We start from the raw sequence: 15,927 nt of genomic DNA, 5'->3' as shown, positions 1-15,927 counted from the left end.
GATCGGCGTTCCGCCAGGTGGGAGCGGTGGAGATCTTGGTACGAATCGGCCCCCATAGGGGCCCTTTCGTACCAAGATCTCCACCGCTCCCACCTGGCGGAACGCCGATCTCGCGTGACGGGAGGCGCTCGCCGAACCTCGGGCCCACGCCACCCCCACAACCCCGCGATCTTGCAGTTGCGGCCCCGGGAGCGCCTGTTTCGCGGCTTCTGTCGGGGCCGCAACTCCATGATCGACGGTCGATGTACGCTCCCCCGGACGAGGGAGGGTGGGGCGCGTGGAGCACGACGCTACTCAGGAGCTGCCGGTGACACCTGGCGTGGTCGCGGGCGGGAGCACTTCGGTGTCGGACGAGGTGGTCGAGAAGATCGCGGTGGCCGCCGCGTACGGGTCGATGGCGCCCTCGGCCACCTTGGCGGCGAGCGTCGGGAGCTGCGTACCGTCGCGCAGCGAGCCGATCCGCGCGCGCAGGACGCCCAGCGCGATCGCCTCGATCTCGGCGGCGGCCCGCGTCTCCCGGCGGCGGCGCAGCTCGCCGTGGCGCTCCAGCCAGTCGCGGTGCTTGTCGATCGCGGCGGCGATGTCGTCGATGCCCTCGGCGCGGGCGGCGATCGAGCGCACCACCTGCGGCCGCCACTCCCCCGGCCCGCGCTCGCCGAGCGCGATCATGCCCTGGATGTCGCGGACGGTGGCGTCGGCGCCGTCCCGGTCGGCCTTGTTGACCACGAAGACGTCGGCGATCTCCAGGATGCCGGCCTTGACCGCCTGGATCGCGTCGCCCATGCCCGGCGCGAGCAGCACCAGCGTGGTGTCGGCGAGCGAGGCCACCTCCACCTCGGCCTGCCCGACGCCGACGGTCTCGACCAGCACCACGTCGCAGCCCGCGCCCTCCAGCACCCGCACCGCCTGCGGCGTGGCCGCGGAGAGCCCGCCCAGGTGGCCCCGGCTGGACATCGAGCGGATGTAGACGCCCGGGTCGGTCGCGTGGTCCTGCATCCGGACCCGGTCGCCGAGGATGGCCCCACCGGTGAACGGGCTGGACGGGTCGATCGCCAGCACGCCGACCCGGTGACCGCGCGCCCGCAACGCCCGGACCAGCTCGTTCGTGGTGGTCGACTTGCCCACCCCGGGCGAGCCGGTCAGGCCGACGACCTGGGCCTGCCCGGCGTACGGCGCGAGCGCCGCCGCGACCTGCGGCAGCACCTCGTCGCCGGACTCGACCAGGGTGATCAGCCGGGCCACCGCGCGGGGGTCGCCCGCGCGGGCCCGCTCGACAAGCATGGGTACGTCCCGGCTGCGGCGCACCGGGCCGGTGGCCGCCGCCGGGGCGTTCTGTACGTCACTCACAGGTATCAGCTATCAGCTCTCGTCACCGGTCGGCACGTGGATGATCAGCGCGTCGCCCTGCCCGCCACCGCCGCAGAGCGCCGCCGCGCCGGTGCCACCGCCCCGGCGCTTCAGCTCCATCGCCAGCGTGAGCACGAGCCGGGCGCCGGACATGCCGATCGGGTGGCCGAGCGCGATCGCGCCGCCGTTGACGTTCACCTTGTCGGCATCGACGCCGAGGTCACGGGCGGACTGGATGCCGACCGCCGCGAACGCCTCGTTGATCTCGATGAGGTCGAGGTCGTCGATGCTCAGGCCGCCCTTCTTCAGGGCGTGGTTGATCGCGTTGGACGGCTGCGAGTGCAGGGAGTTGTCCGGGCCGGCCACGTTGCCGTGGGCGCCGATCTCGGCCAGCCAGGTGAGCCCCAGCTCCTTGGCCTTGGCCTTGCTCATCACCACGACCGCGGCGGCGCCGTCGGAGATCGGCGAGGAGCTGCCGGCGGTGATGGTCCCGTCCTTGGTGAAGGCGGGGCGCAGCTTCCCGAGCGACTCGGCGGTGGTGTCCGGCCGGATGCCCTCGTCCTCGCTGATCACCAGCGGCTCGCCCTTGCGCTGCGGGATGACCACCGGGGTGATCTCGTCGGCGAAGTGGCCGTTCTTCTGCGCGGCGGCGGCGCGCTGGTGGCTGGCCGCGGCGAACGCGTCCTGCTCCTCGCGGGTGATGCCGTGCTTCGCGCCGTGCCGCTCGGTGGACTCGCCCATCGAGCAGCAGTCCCAGGCGTCGGTGAGGCCGTCCAGCGCCATGTGGTCCTTGACCGCCACGTCGCCGTACTTGTAGCCCGAGCGCTGGCCGAGCAGCAGGTGCGGGGCGTTGGTCATCGACTCCATGCCGCCGGCCACCACGACGTCGAACTCGCCGGCCCGGATGAGCTGGTCGGCCAGCGCGATCGCGTCCAGCCCGGAGAGGCAGACCTTGTTGACGGTCAGCGCCGGGGTGGACATCGGGATGCCGGCCTCGACGGCGGCCTGCCGGGCCGGGATCTGCCCGGCGCCGGCCTGGAGCACCTGCCCCATGATCACGTACTGGACCTGCTCGGGCGCGACGCCGGCGCGCTCCAGCGCCGCCTTGATCGCGATGCCACCGAGCCTGGTCGCGGGGAGGTCCTTGAGGTTGCCCAGCAGGCGCCCCATCGGGGTCCGCGCGCCGCTGACGATCACCGAAGCCATTGCCTGCCTCCGAGGGGGTGCCGACCTGTACGCCTTAACGATTGTTCGGTCAGACTAGCGTCATGGCTGAGAACTCCCCCGTCGAGCCCGCTGCCGAGTTTGTCACAGACATCGGGCTGCGCCGCATCGACCACGTCGGGATCGCCGTCGGCGACCTGGACGCCGCGATCGACTTCTACCAGCGCACCTTCGGCATGCGCTGCGTGCACACCGAGACGAACGAGGAGCAGGGCGTACGCGAAGCGATGCTGGCGGTCGGGCCGGACGCGTCCGGCGGCATGGTGCAGCTGCTCGCGCCGTTGTCCCCGGACACCACGATCGGCAAGTTCCTGGACAAGCGCGGTCCCGGCATCCAGCAGGTGGCGTACACGGTGGCGGACATCGACGTGGCCTGCGCGGCGCTGCGCGAGCGTGGCGTGCGGCTGCTCTACGACGCTCCGCGGCGCGGCACGTCGAACTCCCGGGTCAACTTCGTGCACCCGAAGGACGCCGGTGGCGTGCTGATCGAGCTGGTCCAGCCCGCCTGATGCGCAAGGAAGGGCCCCTTCTTAACAGACGTCTGTCAAGAAGGGGCCCTTCCTAACAAGTGGGAACGCGCGCGGCAGTGCGCGCTTGCACGTTCCCACGTACACCTCCACGCATCGGCCGATGCAGTTTTTCACAGAGGGGTTCCTGCTTTAGCTACCGTTAAGTAACGTCCGCCCGAACAGCAGCGGCGACCGGTGCCGAATGTGTCGATTGCCGACATGGCGGTCCCGTCGCACCGGCGCCGACGATGGCAGCACCCCTGCCCGCGGTGTGCGGGTGCGGACAAACGGGAGGTCACCGTGCAGGACATCCTCGAAGCGATCATGGCGGCGGAGGGTTCGTCGCAGCCGGAGCGGGAGCTCGCCGGGCTCGCCGGCCTGCCCGTACCGGAGAGCTACCGGGGCGTGGTGGTGCGCGCCGAGGACACCCGCATGTTCGAGGGCATGGCCACCCGCGACAAGGACCCGCGCAAGGCGCTGCACGTGCAGGAGGTGCCCACCCCCGAGCTGGGCCCGGGTGAGGCGCTCGTCGCGGTGATGGCCAGCGCGATCAACTACAACACGGTGTGGACGAGCATCTTCGAGCCGCTGCCCACGTTCAAGTTCCTCCAGCGCTACGGCCGGCTCTCCGAGCTGACCCGCCGCCACGACCTGCCGTACCACGTGGTCGGCTCGGACGCCGCCGGCGTCGTGCTGCGCACCGGGCCGGGCGTGACCAAGTGGAAGGCCGGCGACGAGGTGGTCGCGCACTGCCTGTCGGTCGAGCTGGAGGACTCCGCCGGTCACGACGACACGATGCTCGACCCGCAGCAGCGGATCTGGGGCTTCGAGACCAACTTCGGCGGCCTGGCCGAGCTGGCGATCGTCAAGGCCAACCAGCTGATGCCGAAGCCGCGCCACCTGAGCTGGGAGGAGGCGGCCAGCCCGGGGCTGGTCAACTCCACCGCGTACCGGCAGCTCGTCTCGCACCACGGCGCGAACATGAAGCAGGGCGACGTGGTGCTGATCTGGGGCGCGTCCGGCGGCCTCGGCGGGTACGCCACCCAGATGGCGCTCAACGGCGGCGCGATCCCGGTCTGCGTGGTCTCCTCGCCGGAGAAGGCCGAGCTGTGCCGCAAGATGGGCGCCGAGCTGGTCATCGACCGCACCGCCGAGGGGTTCAAGTTCTGGTCCGACGAGCAGACCCAGGACCAGGACGAGTGGCGCCGCTTCGGTGAGCGCATCCGCGAGCTGACCGGCGGCGAGGACCCGGACATCGTCTTCGAGCACCCGGGCCGGGAGACGTTCGGCGCCAGCGTCTACGTCGCCAAGAAGGGCGGCACGATCGTCACCTGCGCCTCCACCAGCGGCTACATGCACCAGTACGACAACCGCTACCTGTGGATGCACCTCAAGCGGATCGTCGGCAGCCACTTCGCCAACTACCACGAGGCGTGGCAGGCAAACCGGCTGGTCGCGCTCGGCAAGGTGCACCCGACCGTGTCGAAGACGTACGCGCTGGAGCAGACCGGCCAGGCCGCGTACGAGGTGCACCGCAACGCGCACCAGGGCAAGGTCGGCGTGCGATGCCTCGCCCCCGCCGACGGACTGGGCGTCCGGGACACCGAGATGCGCGCGCGGCACGAAAGCGCGATCAACCGCTTCCGCGGTCACTGACCGTACGGTCGTCCCGGATTGCCTTTCCGGCCGACCCGGGCGCCATTCGACCGGCGTACGCACAAAGGGCCGTGGGTGTCGAACCCGCGGCCCTTTTCGCGCCGCCTTCCCCGCAGAAGCCCGACCCGCCCGACCCGCCCGGGAGCTGCCAAGATCGCCTATTGGTCCGGTCCCGCCGGGCGGCCGAGTTGACCATGTAAACAGGACGCGAAAGGTGCCGACCGCTCTTGCGAACCACCCTGGGGCGTCTGCCAGTATGTCCCAATGCCCCAGCAGCAGTCCTCCCCTCTTGCGTTCTTCGATAACGCGAACTCACAGCCCGATTTCACCGTTGGCCTGCGCGGTTACAACACCAACCAGGTGGACGACTTCATCGGCCGCCTCACCGCCGCCCTGAGCCAGTCCGAGCAGGCCCGCGCCGAGGCCGAGCAGCGGATGAACGACGCTCAGCGCCGGCTGCGGCAGGCCGAGCAGCGCCAGAGCGCGCTCGAGCAGAAGCTCACCGAGACCAACAAGCAGCTCGAGGAGAACAGCCGGCCGACCCTGTCCGGCCTCGGCACTCGCGTCGAGCAGATCCTGCGGCTGGCCGAGGAGCAGGCCAACGACCACCGCAACGAGGCCAAGCGCGAGTCGGAGGGCATCCTCTCCGCCGCCCGCCTCGAGGCGCGTGAGATCACCGACAAGGCCCGCGCCGAGGCCGCCGCCATGAAGGCGACCGCCGAGCGCGAGGCCGGCAGCGTCCGTACCGCCGCCGAGCGCGAGGCCGCCGAGGTCCGGGTGCAGGCCCGCCGCGAGGCCGACACGCTGCGCGCCGACGGCGACCGCGAGACCAAGCAGCTGCGTACGGTCACCGCGCACGAGGTGGCCGAGCTGAAGTCGACTGTCGAGCGCGAGGTCGCCACGCTGCGCGCCACCGCCGAGCGGGAGATCACCCAGCAGCGGGCCAAGGCCGCCCGGGAGGCCGAGGAGAAGCGCGCCGAGGCGACCAAGCTGCTCACCGACGCGCGCGACAAGCGCGACAAGGACCTGCAGGCGCTGGAGCTCCAGCTCGCCGAGCGGCGGGAGAAGGCCGAGCGCGAGGAGTCGGAGCGGCACGCCGCCCAGGTCGCGCAGACCCAGAAGCTGGTGAACGAGGCCGAGCAGCGCGCCCGCGCCGCGCAGGAGCGGGCCAAGGAGATCGAGCAGCGGGCCGAGGCCCGCCGGGTCGAGTCCGAGCGCACCGCCAACGAGACCGTCGACAAGGCCAAGGCGCTGGCCGACAAGACGCTCAACGAGGCGCGCGCCGAGGCGCAGCGGGTGCTCAACGAGGCCCGTACCGAGGCCGAGCTGACCACGCAGGCGGCCCGCCGCGAGGTCGAGGACCTCACCCGCCAGAAGGACGCGGTCACCTCGCAGCTCGGGCAGATGCTGTCCGGCCTGGCCGGCATCGTGCCGGGCGTGCCGGCCGGCGGCAAGGGCGACACCCCGAAGGCCGACGCCTCCGGGCAGAAGGTGACGGCCGAGTCGGCCGGCTGACCGTTACACCCGCTGTCGGGGGCATGAGCCACGGCGCGGGGTGACACCGGGTGACCGGTGTCGCCTCGCGCCGTCATGCTGTGCGGGCCCGTTTCGCCGGGAGGGTGAAGTAGCTCCCAGAAGGGGCGTCCGTATCGCCCCAGCAGAGCCGGATGCGTGTGAGGATGGGGTCATGTCGCACGGCGAGGAACTGTTCGCGCTCGGCGGGGACGTGACGACGGAGCCCAGCTTCGAGTCCGCCCTGCGGGGGTACGAGAAACGGCAGGTCGACCGCTACGTCGCTCGCGCGGAGCACGAGATCGCGGCGCTGACGACCGAGCGGGAACAGGCGTACACGCAGATCCACAAGCTGGCCGGTCAGGTCGAGGTGCTCCAGCGCGACCTGGCCCAGGTGCGCAAGCAGGCGGCGGTGGTGGACCGGGCGTCGTTCCGGCACCTGGGCCCGCGTGTCGAGCAGATCCTCACCATGGCCGAGGAGCAGGCCGACGACATCCTCGCCGCCGCCAACGAGGAGATCGAGGCCCGCCGGGCCGCCGCCGAGCACATCGTCGAGGAGGCCCGGGAGCAGGCCGCCCAGGCGCTGAAGGACTTCGAGATCGCGCTGGCCGCCCGCCGGAGCGAGGAGGAGCGGCACACCGCCGCCCGCAAGGCCGAGGCCGAGGCCACGCTGAAGGCCGCGAAGGACGAGTCGGCGACGCTGCGCAAGAGCGCGCAGGACGAGTCGGAGAAAATGCGCGCCGCCGCCCGGGACGAGGCGGAGAAGCTGCGCCGGACCGCCCAGGACGCGCTGGCGAAGGCCCAGCAGGAGGCCACCCAGCTCCGCGACACCGCCAAGGAGATCCACTCCCGGGCACAGCAGGAGGCCGCCCGGCTGCGCGAGACGGCCAAGGAGGCGCTGGCGAAGGCCCAGCAGGAGGCGAACCAGCTCCGCGAGGCGGCCAAGGAGGTGCACGCCAAGGGCCAGCAGGAGGCCAAGCGGCTCACCGACGCCGCCGCCGAGGCCGGCCGGGCCACGCACGCCAAGGCGCTCGCCGAGGCCAAGAAGATCGTGGACGACGCGGAGGAGGCGGCCAAGGCCACCCGCGGCCGGGCCCGCACCGAGGCCAACCGGCTCACCACCGAGGCCGCCGAGGCCGGCAAGCGCAACCGCGCCGAGGTCGAGGCGTACGTGCAGCGCATGCGCACCGAGACCGAGGCGTACGTGCAGCAGTCCCGCGCCCAGACCCAGCAGGAGCTGGGCGCCTGGCGGGCCGGGGTGGAGCAGGAGGTCGCCGAGCGGCGGGACAGCGCCGAGAAGGAGCTGGCCCAGCGCCGGGCCGCCGCCGAGCAGGAGTTCGCCAAGCGCCGCGACGAGCTGGACAAGCAGCACGCCAAGCGGCAGGAGGAGCTGGAACAGGCGTACACCACGCGCCGCGACGAGATCGAGCGCACCGCCGCCGACGTCCGGCAGGCCGCCGAGGCCGACGCGCTGAGCATGCGGCAGCAGGCCGAGCTGGAGGCCGCCGAGCTGCTGCGCCGGGCCGAGGCGGACGCCACCGCGCAGCGCCGCAAGGCCGACGAGCACGTCGCGGCCTCGCGCCGCCAGTTCGAGGAGTACGCGGCCACCACCCAGCAGCACCTCGCCACGACGCAGCAGCACCTGGCCGCGACCCAGCAGGAGGTGGCCGCCGGCCGGCAGCAGCTCGCCGGTGTGATGCTGGAGATCGCCAAGGCGCAGCAGGAGCTGGCCGACCTGCGTACCGAGACGTGGAAGTCGCGGCAGGAGTCCGACGACCTGCAGCGGCAGCTCGCGGACCTGCGGCGCGACGCCGACTCGGCCGGCATCACGGCCACCCCGGTCGACCCGGACGACCTCGCCGCCGCCTCCACCGGCCGGTCCACGGACGACGGCACGCCGGCCGCCGAGGGCACGTTGGTCACCAGCGGCGCGGAGAGCGTCTGCGACACCCCGGCCGGCGGAGGTGCGCCGGTGGCCGCGAAGGGCACCGCCACCGCGGTCCCCAACGGCGCCGGGCCGGCCACTGGTGACGGCGAGCCCGCCGAGGCGGGCAAGGCGAAGCCGGTCGGCGAGCCGGTGACCACGATGGACTCCCCCGGCGGGGCGGGCGTCGACGGCGAGCCCACTGTTGCCGCCGTGCCGGGTGAGGGCGGGCGGGGCGCCACCCCCACGAAGATCACCAGCACCGGTGAGAACGGCAAGCGCCCGACCAAGCCGACCACCGACGAGCGCAGCGCCAAGCCCAGCACGGTGACGGTCGACAAGGACTGACCCACCCGCCGCGCCGGATCGGGGAGGTGGCGGCATCCGCCCCACCCGGACCACACCACTTCCCCGAACTGGCGAGCGACCCGCCCCAGGGCGGCCCGCCGGACGGCCCGGCGGGTGGCGGTGGTGGGATGGTCGGGGCGGACGGCGAGGACTACCCTGCGGGCAGAGGGCCGCGCGTCGGCCGTGGACGTCACCGGCGGGCGAGCCGGGCAGCGGGGAGGCACGGGTGTCACAGGAGGGGTCCGCCGCCCGAGACGACGAGGCCGCGGACGGGAACACCTCCGGCTTCCCCACCGGCGACGCGAAGCCCGCAAGCGACACCACGGGCACCGCAAGTGAGATGACGCGCACCGCGGAGCAAGCGCGGATCGGCATGAGCAGTGAGCGGCCGACCGACGTCGAGCCGGCCGAGTTCGAGCCGAGCGGCCGGTTCGGCGTGCCGGGGCGCCCGCTACGGCGCAGCGCCTTCCTGATCGGCTTCACCGGCGCGCTCGGCGTGCTGCTGGCGTACGCGCTGTTCCTGGGCGTGCGGAACGCGGCCGGCATCCTGGTGCTCGTGGTGATCGCGCTGTTCCTCGCGGTCGGCCTGCACCCGGCGGTGGTCCGGCTGCGCAACTGGGGCCTGCCGCGCGGGCTGGCGGTGGCAGTCGTGACACTCACCCTGCTGCTGCTGATCGTCGCCGGGCTGCTGGCGCTGGTGCCGCCGGTGGTGACCCAGTCCGGCCAGTTCATCCAGCAGCTACCCGGGTACGTCGAGGAGCTGCGCCGCAACCCCACTGTCAACGACCTGGTGATCCGGTACGACGTGATGGAGCGGGTCCAGGCGGCGGCGAACGCGGACAACGTCGGGCGGGCGCTCGGCGGGGTGCTCGGCGGCGCGCAACTGATCTTCGGGACGCTCTTCCGCCTGCTCACCGTGCTGGTGCTGACGATCTACTTCCTGGCGTACTTCGACCGGCTGCGCGAACTCGGGTACGCGCTGGTGCCGCGCTCGCGCCGGGAGCGGGTCCGGCTGATCGGCGACGAGATCCTGACCCGGGTCGGCGCGTACATGGTGGGCGCGCTCGCCATCGCGGTGCTGGCCGGGGTCAGCACGTTCGTGTTCGCGCTGGCGGTCGGCCTGCCGTACCCGTTCGCCCTGGCCGTGGTGGTCGCGGTGACCGACCTGATCCCGCAGATCGGCGCGACGCTGGGCGCGGTGGTGGTGACGCTCGTCGGGCTCGCCACCGACCTGCCGGTGGGCATCGCCTGCCTGGTGTTCTTCGTGGTCTACCAGCAGGTGGAGAACTACCTGATCTACCCGAAGATCATGCGTCGGGCGGTCTCGGTGAACGAGGTGGCCGCGTTGCTGGCCGCGCTGCTCGGGGTGGCGCTGCTGGGCGTGGTGGGCGCGCTCATCGCGATTCCCACGGTGGCCGCGTTGCAGCTGATCCTGCGCGAGGTGGTGCTACCCCGCCAGGACGCCCGCTGAGCCGTTACTCGGCGCGCCGCTGGGCCGGGCCGGGCACCGGGGTGTCGGCGAACGCGGCGACAGTGCGGTCCGCGTACGCGCTGACGTCGCCGGTCTCCATCGGGCCGTCCCAGGTGGTGGGCAGCGGCAGCGGTACGCCCGGGGCGACCCGCCGGACGATCTCGTCCAGCACCTTCTCCGCGTCGCCGACCCAGAGGTGCTTGGCACCGTCCACGCCGACCACCTCGGCCTGCGGGACGGCGGCGAACCGCTGCCCGGCCTCCTCCGGCCGCAGGTAGTCGTCGAACTCGGGGACCAGGGCCGTGAGCGGCTTGCCCGTCTCGGCCCAGACCGCCAGGTCCTCCGGGGCGGAGTAGCGCAGCGGCGGGGAGAGCAGGATCGCGCCGGCCACCGCCGGGTCGCAGCCGTACTTCAACGCCAGGTCGGTGCCGAACGACCACCCGACCAGCCAGATGTTCGGCAGTTCGTGGAACTCGGCGTACTCGATCGCGGCGGCCACGTCGAACTTCTCGCCGACGGCGCCGTCGAAGGCGCCCTCGCTGGTGCCGCGGACGCTGCTGGTGCCCCGGGTGTTGAACCGGAGCACGGCCAGGCCGGCCAGCGCGGGTAGGCGCCAGGCCGCCTTGCGGAACACGTGGCTGTCCATCATCCCGCCGTGGGTGGGCAGCGGGTGCAGGCAGACCAGGGTGGCGGACGGCTCGCCCTCCAGCGGCCGGGCCAGCTCACCGACGAGCGTCAGCCCGTCGGCGGTGTGCAGCTCGATGTCCTCCCGGCGGCCGGGCAGGATCGACGACGCGCGAATCGGAGTGCTCACGCCTGCCAGTCTCCCGTGTCGGCGGCCCCGCCGCCCAGTGGGACGGGAACCGGGTGATCCAGATCGCTCAGCCGTAGCGCGGGGCGCCCCGGCCGCGCTGGAGGTTCGGGCCGCGCCGGTCCCGGGCCCGCCAGCAGCCGGAGTGCCAGTGCCGGCGGTCGGTCAGGTCGCCCCGGTCGTCGGCCGGCCAGGCCACCAGGTGCGCCACGCCCGGCCGGATCTCCTGGTCACAGCCGGGACAACGGTACGTCTTGACCGATGCGCCGCCGCTGATCGCGCGTACCTGCCAGTCGCCGTCGCGCCACTGCTGCACTGTCGGTACGCCGTGGCGGGCACGCTCGCCGTCCACGGCGGCGATCTCGTCCCGGCGGGGGCGGTTGCGACGGGGGCTCACGGTCACCAAGCGTACGGGCCGCCGGCCGGACCGGCCCGAGCGATCTTGGTACGGGTACGCCCTTCCAAGGGCCGTTCCGTACCAAGATCGCTCGGGTGGCCGGTCAGGGCCAGGTCTGCGGACGGGTGAGGTCTGCCGCCACCTTCGCTCCGGTCAGCACGGTCGCCGCGTCGGCCTCGGTGAAGTTCACCTGCCCCGGGGGTCCCTCGCCGGGGAAGGGCCAGGCGAAGTCGACTGTCAAGCGCACCTTGGGCAGGCCGAGCAGTTCCAGGCGGTTGCCGTTCGGATAGCGGAAGCCCGGGCGGCCACCCAGGTCGCGGTTGCTGGCGCGGCCCTTGTCCTCCCCCATCTCCGCCCCGTAGATCAGCCGCAACCACATGGTCGAGGAGGGCGCCCGGGCGACGGTGAGCTGAACCGTGAGGCCCTTCGGAAAGGCGGCCGCGTCCACCGCGCATGCCGTCACCGCCGCGTTCGCCGGCAACGTGGTCAGCCGCACCGGCCCGGTGCATCGCCGGGCCTCGTCCCAGCGCACCAGGCCGGCGACCCGGTCCAAGGCGGCCACGTCACCGCGAAGCGTGGCGGCCCGGGCGTAGAGACCGGGGAAGGGCTGCCATGACTTGACCAGACCGTCGGTACCGGCGACGCGCAGCACGCCACCGTCGAATTTCAGCCGGCCGCTGACGGCCTGCACCGGGAAACCCTCGATCGAGGTGTCGTCGAGCGCCTTCGCCACCGGACTCACCTCGAGCAGGACCGGCTGTCCGCCGTCGGCGCTGAGTCGGATCGACTCGACCGCGTTCGAGCTGTGGACGGACCAGCCCAGATAGCGGGCCCGGGTGGTGTCGACGCCCAGGTGCAGCACCTGCGGATCGGTACCGACCAGATCGGGACGCTGAAGCGCCCCGGGCACCCCGCCGGCGAACGGCGGCACCGGGGGTGGCGCCACCTCCGGCGTCGCGGCCGTCCAGGGCATCCGCCCGGCCAGCCCGCCCACGTCCGCGCGTACCACGCCGGTGAAGCCGAGCACGCCGACCAGGGCGAGCGCGGTGCCGGCGGTGAGTCGGCGGCGTACCTGCCGGCGCCGGCCGAGCGCGCGGGAGCGGCGCAGCAGGCGTCCGGTGTCTGTCTCGCCCTCGGCGTGCTCCCGCAACACCGAGACGATTCGCTGGTCGAGGTCGGTCACAGCCGGCTCCCCTTTGTCATCGGGACGCCGCAGCGCTCCCGGAGGTGGGCGAGCGCCCGCATCGCGTGGGTGCGGACGGTGACCGGGGAGCAGTCGAGGATCTGGGCGATCGTGGCGTCGTCCAGGTCCTCGTAGTAGCGCAGCACCAGGACGGCGCGCTGGCGGTCCGGGAGGGCGCGGATCAGCCCCCACATCTCGTCCCGGTCCGCCGCCTCGCCGCCGAGGTCGCCGCGTTCGGGCCGGTCGGCGAACGTGTCGACGGCCAGCTCATGGCTGGACCGCCGCCGCCACCAGGACGTGTTGGCGTTGACGAGCATCCGGCGCACGTACACGTCGGGCCGGTCGGCCCGGGCGATCTTGCGCCAGTGCACGTACGCGCGCGCCAGCACCTCCTGGGTCAGGTCCTCGGCGCGGTGCGCGTCGCCGGTCAGCAGCCGGGCCAGACGCAACAGCGCCGGGCCGCGGCTGCCGACGTACTCCTCGAAGGTCACACCCGGTAGACGCCGTCACCGGACCCGGCTGTTGACGGCGGTCAGCGCCGGGTGTGGTCGCGGAACCCGCGGCCGGACTTGCGGCCCAGGTAGCCGGCCGTCACCAGGTGCTCCAGCAGCGGCGCCGGGGCGAAGCCGGGCTCGCGCAGCTCCAGGTACAGCTCCCGCTGGATGGCCAGCGAGACGTCCAGGCCGACCACGTCGAGCAGCTCGAACGGGCCCATCGGGTAACCGCAGCCGAGCTTCATCGCGTAGTCGATGTCGTCGGCGGTCGAGTAGCTGGCCTCCAGCATCCGCACCGCGTCGTTCAGGTACGGGAAGAGCAGCGCGTTGACGATGAAGCCGGACCGGTCGCCGCAGACCACGCCGGTCTTGTCGAGCGTCGCGCAGACCGCGCGGGCGGTGGCCGACGTCTCGGCGGAGGTGCGGATGGTCCGCACGATCTCCACCAGCGGCATGATCGGCGCCGGGTTGAAGAAGTGCAGGCCGATCACGTCGGCCGGGCGCTGGGTCGCCATCGCCACGTCGATCACCGGCAGCGACGAGGTGGTGGTGGCGAGCACGACGCCCGGCTTGCAGATCTCGTCGAGGCTGGCGAACAGCGCCTTCTTGACGCTCAGCTCCTCGATCACGGCCTCGACCACCAGGTCGACGTCGGCCAGGTGGTCCAGCGTCGCGGACCAGGTGATCCGGCCCAGCGCGGCGTCCCGGTCGGTCTCGCTGAGCTTGCCCCGCACCACGCCCTTGTTGAGCGAGGTCTTTACCGCCTCGCAGACCTTCGCGGACTTCTCCGCGCCCCGGGTCACCGAGATGACCTCGTAGCCGGCCTTCGCGAAGACCTCGATGATGCCGGTGGCCATGGTGCCGGAGCCGACCACGCCGACCTTCGCGATGGCGCGGGCGCCGTCGGCGAGCGCGGCGTCACCGGCCGGCGGCGTGTACTCGTCGGGTACGACCTTCGGCGAGCCCGGCCGCTCATAGGTATAGAAGCCGCGACCGGACTTCCGGCCGAGCAGCCCGGCGGTGACCATCTGCTTGAGCAGCGGGGCGGGGGCGTGCCGCCGGTCCCGGCCGCCGCGCCGGTACATCGTGTCGAGGATCTCGTACGCGGTGTCCAGACCGATCAGGTCCATCAGCGCCAGCGGGCCCATCGGCAGGCCGCAGCCGAGCTTCATGGCGGCGTCGATGTCCTCGCGGGTGGCGTAGCGGGCCTCGAACATGCCGACCGCGTGGTTCAGGTAACCGAACAGCAGCGCGTTGGCGATGAAGCCGGCCCGGTCGCTGATCGTCACGTCGACCTTGCCGAGCCGCTCGCAGAGCGCCTCCACGTCGGCGACCACGTCGGCCGAGGTGACGACCGTGCGGACCACCTCGACCAGCTTCATCACCGGGGCCGGGTTGAAGAAGTGGATGCCGATGACCTGGTTGGGCCGGGAGGTGGCGACGGAGATCTCGGTGACGCTCAGCGAGGACGTGTTGGTGGCCAGGATCGCCTCGGGCTTGCAGACCCGGTCCAGCTCGGCGAAGATCCGCTGCTTGAGGTCCAGGTGCTCGGGCACCGCCTCGATCACCAGGTCCACGTCGTGCAGCGCGTCCAGGCCGACCCGGAAGTCGACCCGCGCCAGCAGCGCGTCCCGCTCGGCCTCGGCGAGCTTGCCCTTGGCGACGGCCCGATCGGTGGAGCCGGTCAGCGTGACCCGGCCCCGCTCCAGGGCGGCCTCGGAGATCTCGACGGCTGTGACGTCGAGGCCGTTGCGGGCGAACACCTCCACGATGCCGGCACCCATGGTGCCCAGACCCACCACGCCCACCCTGGTGAACTCCCGCGCCACGACCGGCCTCCCCTGGCTCGACTCCGCCGTCCGCGACATGAACGGCCGCTAAGGTTATGCGCCGGAGTCTGCCACGTGACGCTGTGTTGTCGAGACGCCGTGGGATATTTCACGCACCGCGCCTCAGCCGGTGGCGTTCTCCCCGGCCAGCGCCAGCAGTTCGGCGACGAACTCCGCCGGCCGCTCCAGGTGCGGACTGTGCCCGCACCCGGGCAGCACCACCTCACGGTACGTCCCGCCGGCCGCCGCGTACCGGTCCAGCACCGCGCGGGTCTGCCCCACCATCGGCTGCGGCGGGCACTCCTGCGGGCCCGGCCAGCCGGGCACCACGCCGAGCTGACCGAGGTACGCCAGGTCGAACAGCGAGGTGTCGGAGACGATCACGTCGGCGTCTCCGCGTACCCAGGTCACCGGCGGCTTGACCGGCACGGCGACCAGCTCGTCGGCGAGCCGGAAGTGGGCCGGGGCCAACGCGTTGAGGACGCCGCGCGGCCCGGCGGCGGTCCCCGGCCAGTGCGCCGAGGCCACCGCGGTGCCCGGGTAGTTGTCGTCCCCGGTGGCGGTGGTCAGCATGCTGTCCAGCAGCAGGTCCTCGTGCTCGCCCAGCGAGGCCGGGTCGGCCACGTACGCGGCGCGCAGCACCGCCCGCGGGCTGGTCGGGCCGTCGGCGCTCCGGCCACCGGCGGCGAGCCGCGCCACGAAGTCCGGGTTCGCGCCACCGGCGCCGGTGCCGGCGAAGTCGGGCGTGGTGGGGTTGCCGTCGAGGTCCCGGGTGCCGCCGAAGCCGTACGGGGACACCGGCGCCTCCAGCAGCAGCCCGGCCACCCGCTCGGGGTGGCCGACGAGCAGCCGCATCGCCACCCCGCCCCCGAGCGAGTGCCCGGCCACCACCGGCCGGGCGCCGGGCGGGAACAGCCCCGGGGCGTCCAGCAACGCGGCCACGTCGTCGGCGAAGTCGTCGAGCCCCCTGGTGGCGTCAACGGGTGCGGTGTCGGTCTCGCCGTAGCCGCGCAGGTCGGGGGCGACCACCCGGAGCGTGTCCGGCAGCCGGGCGAGCAGCGGCTCCCAGAAGGCGGAGGAGGAGACGTTGCCGTGCACCAGCAGGACCGGTACGCCGTCCGGCGGACCGGCCACGCGGACCGCCTGGGTGATGCCGTTGGCCTGGACCGTGAGCCGTGCGCTGCGCATCCGCGCATGCCCCCCCCGCCGCCCGCCCCCGGTC

At 72.8% G+C, this 15,927-nt stretch carries 13 protein-coding genes; 5 read left to right on the top strand and 8 right to left on the bottom strand.

The window, feature by feature from the left end; all coding sequences use genetic code 11:
* Positions 1 to 294: 294 nt before the first annotated feature.
* Positions 295 to 1,281 carry a methylmalonyl Co-A mutase-associated GTPase MeaB gene (meaB, locus tag BAW75_RS01910; protein ID WP_420914973.1) on the bottom strand — a complete coding sequence of 329 codons (987 nt, stop codon included), beginning with the start codon at positions 1,279 to 1,281 and terminating at the stop codon, positions 295 to 297.
* Between the two features lie 78 nt (positions 1,282 to 1,359).
* Positions 1,360 to 2,553 carry an acetyl-CoA C-acetyltransferase gene (locus tag BAW75_RS01905; protein ID WP_104112425.1) on the bottom strand — a complete coding sequence of 398 codons (1,194 nt, stop codon included), beginning with the start codon at positions 2,551 to 2,553 and terminating at the stop codon, positions 1,360 to 1,362.
* Between the two features lie 62 nt (positions 2,554 to 2,615).
* Here BAW75_RS01905 and mce point away from each other — a divergent pair, with 62 nt between their 5' ends.
* From mce to BAW75_RS01880, 5 genes are all read left to right on the top strand, one after another.
* Entirely contained in the window at positions 2,616 to 3,080 is a 465-nt protein-coding gene (mce, locus tag BAW75_RS01900; RefSeq protein WP_064447814.1) for a methylmalonyl-CoA epimerase, read from the top strand.
* Positions 3,081 to 3,380: 300 nt separating this feature from the next.
* A complete protein-coding gene (gene ccrA / locus BAW75_RS01895) occupies positions 3,381 to 4,736 on the top strand; it encodes a crotonyl-CoA carboxylase/reductase (RefSeq protein ID WP_043328733.1) in 1,356 nt (451 codons plus the stop codon).
* Between the two features lie 264 nt (positions 4,737 to 5,000).
* Positions 5,001 to 6,251 (top strand): DivIVA domain-containing protein, encoded by a 1,251-nt coding sequence (locus BAW75_RS01890; protein WP_104112424.1) that lies wholly within the window; start codon positions 5,001 to 5,003, stop codon positions 6,249 to 6,251.
* Positions 6,252 to 6,423: 172 nt separating this feature from the next.
* On the top strand, positions 6,424 to 8,520 hold the full coding sequence (locus BAW75_RS01885; RefSeq protein ID WP_104112423.1) for a coiled-coil domain-containing protein: 2,097 nt from the start codon (positions 6,424 to 6,426) through the stop codon (positions 8,518 to 8,520).
* Positions 8,521 to 8,893: 373 nt separating this feature from the next.
* On the top strand, positions 8,894 to 9,991 hold the full coding sequence (locus tag BAW75_RS01880) for an AI-2E family transporter (protein ID WP_208635164.1): 1,098 nt from the start codon (positions 8,894 to 8,896) through the stop codon (positions 9,989 to 9,991).
* 4 nt (positions 9,992 to 9,995) lie between these two features.
* Here the strand turns inward: BAW75_RS01880 and BAW75_RS01875 are convergent, their stop codons facing one another.
* From BAW75_RS01875 to BAW75_RS01850, 6 genes are all read right to left on the bottom strand, one after another.
* Positions 9,996 to 10,805 (bottom strand): alpha/beta hydrolase, encoded by an 810-nt coding sequence (locus BAW75_RS01875; protein WP_064447817.1) that lies wholly within the window; start codon positions 10,803 to 10,805, stop codon positions 9,996 to 9,998.
* 67 nt (positions 10,806 to 10,872) lie between these two features.
* Entirely contained in the window at positions 10,873 to 11,199 is a 327-nt protein-coding gene (locus tag BAW75_RS01870; RefSeq protein ID WP_396797826.1) for a hypothetical protein, read from the bottom strand.
* A 103-nt stretch (positions 11,200 to 11,302) separates the two neighbouring features.
* On the bottom strand, positions 11,303 to 12,382 hold the full coding sequence (locus tag BAW75_RS01865; protein ID WP_104112420.1) for a hypothetical protein: 1,080 nt from the start codon (positions 12,380 to 12,382) through the stop codon (positions 11,303 to 11,305).
* A complete protein-coding gene (locus tag BAW75_RS01860; RefSeq protein ID WP_104112419.1) occupies positions 12,379 to 12,873 on the bottom strand; it encodes a SigE family RNA polymerase sigma factor in 495 nt (164 codons plus the stop codon). Before BAW75_RS01860 ends, BAW75_RS01865 begins: the two co-directional genes overlap by 4 nt.
* A 41-nt stretch (positions 12,874 to 12,914) precedes the next feature.
* Positions 12,915 to 14,705, bottom strand: coding sequence for a 3-hydroxyacyl-CoA dehydrogenase family protein (locus BAW75_RS01855; RefSeq protein WP_104112418.1), 1,791 nt, complete (start codon positions 14,703 to 14,705; stop codon positions 12,915 to 12,917).
* Positions 14,706 to 14,828: 123 nt separating this feature from the next.
* Positions 14,829 to 15,893 carry an alpha/beta fold hydrolase gene (locus tag BAW75_RS01850; protein WP_104112417.1) on the bottom strand — a complete coding sequence of 355 codons (1,065 nt, stop codon included), beginning with the start codon at positions 15,891 to 15,893 and terminating at the stop codon, positions 14,829 to 14,831.
* Positions 15,894 to 15,927: the final 34 nt, after the last annotated feature.

Source organism: Micromonospora chalcea (genome assembly GCF_002926165.1).
Classification (GTDB): domain Bacteria; phylum Actinomycetota; class Actinomycetes; order Mycobacteriales; family Micromonosporaceae; genus Micromonospora; species Micromonospora chalcea.
The sequence above is the reverse complement of the archived record's forward strand: the minus strand, read 5'-3'. Positions and strand labels throughout refer to the sequence as shown.

Coding starts and splice junctions, on each gene's coding strand:
- BAW75_RS01890 (WP_104112424.1), top strand. CDS start 5,001: ATGCCCCAGCAGCAGTCCTCCCCTCTTGCGTTCTTCGATAACGCGAAC.
- meaB (WP_420914973.1), bottom strand. CDS start 1,281: ATGCTTGTCGAGCGGGCCCGCGCGGGCGACCCCCGCGCGGTGGCCCGG.
- BAW75_RS01905 (WP_104112425.1), bottom strand. CDS start 2,553: ATGGCTTCGGTGATCGTCAGCGGCGCGCGGACCCCGATGGGGCGCCTG.
- BAW75_RS01885 (WP_104112423.1), top strand. CDS start 6,424: ATGTCGCACGGCGAGGAACTGTTCGCGCTCGGCGGGGACGTGACGACG.
- mce (WP_064447814.1), top strand. CDS start 2,616: ATGGCTGAGAACTCCCCCGTCGAGCCCGCTGCCGAGTTTGTCACAGAC.
- BAW75_RS01850 (WP_104112417.1), bottom strand. CDS start 15,893: ATGCGCAGCGCACGGCTCACGGTCCAGGCCAACGGCATCACCCAGGCG.
- BAW75_RS01880 (WP_208635164.1), top strand. CDS start 8,894: ATGAGCAGTGAGCGGCCGACCGACGTCGAGCCGGCCGAGTTCGAGCCG.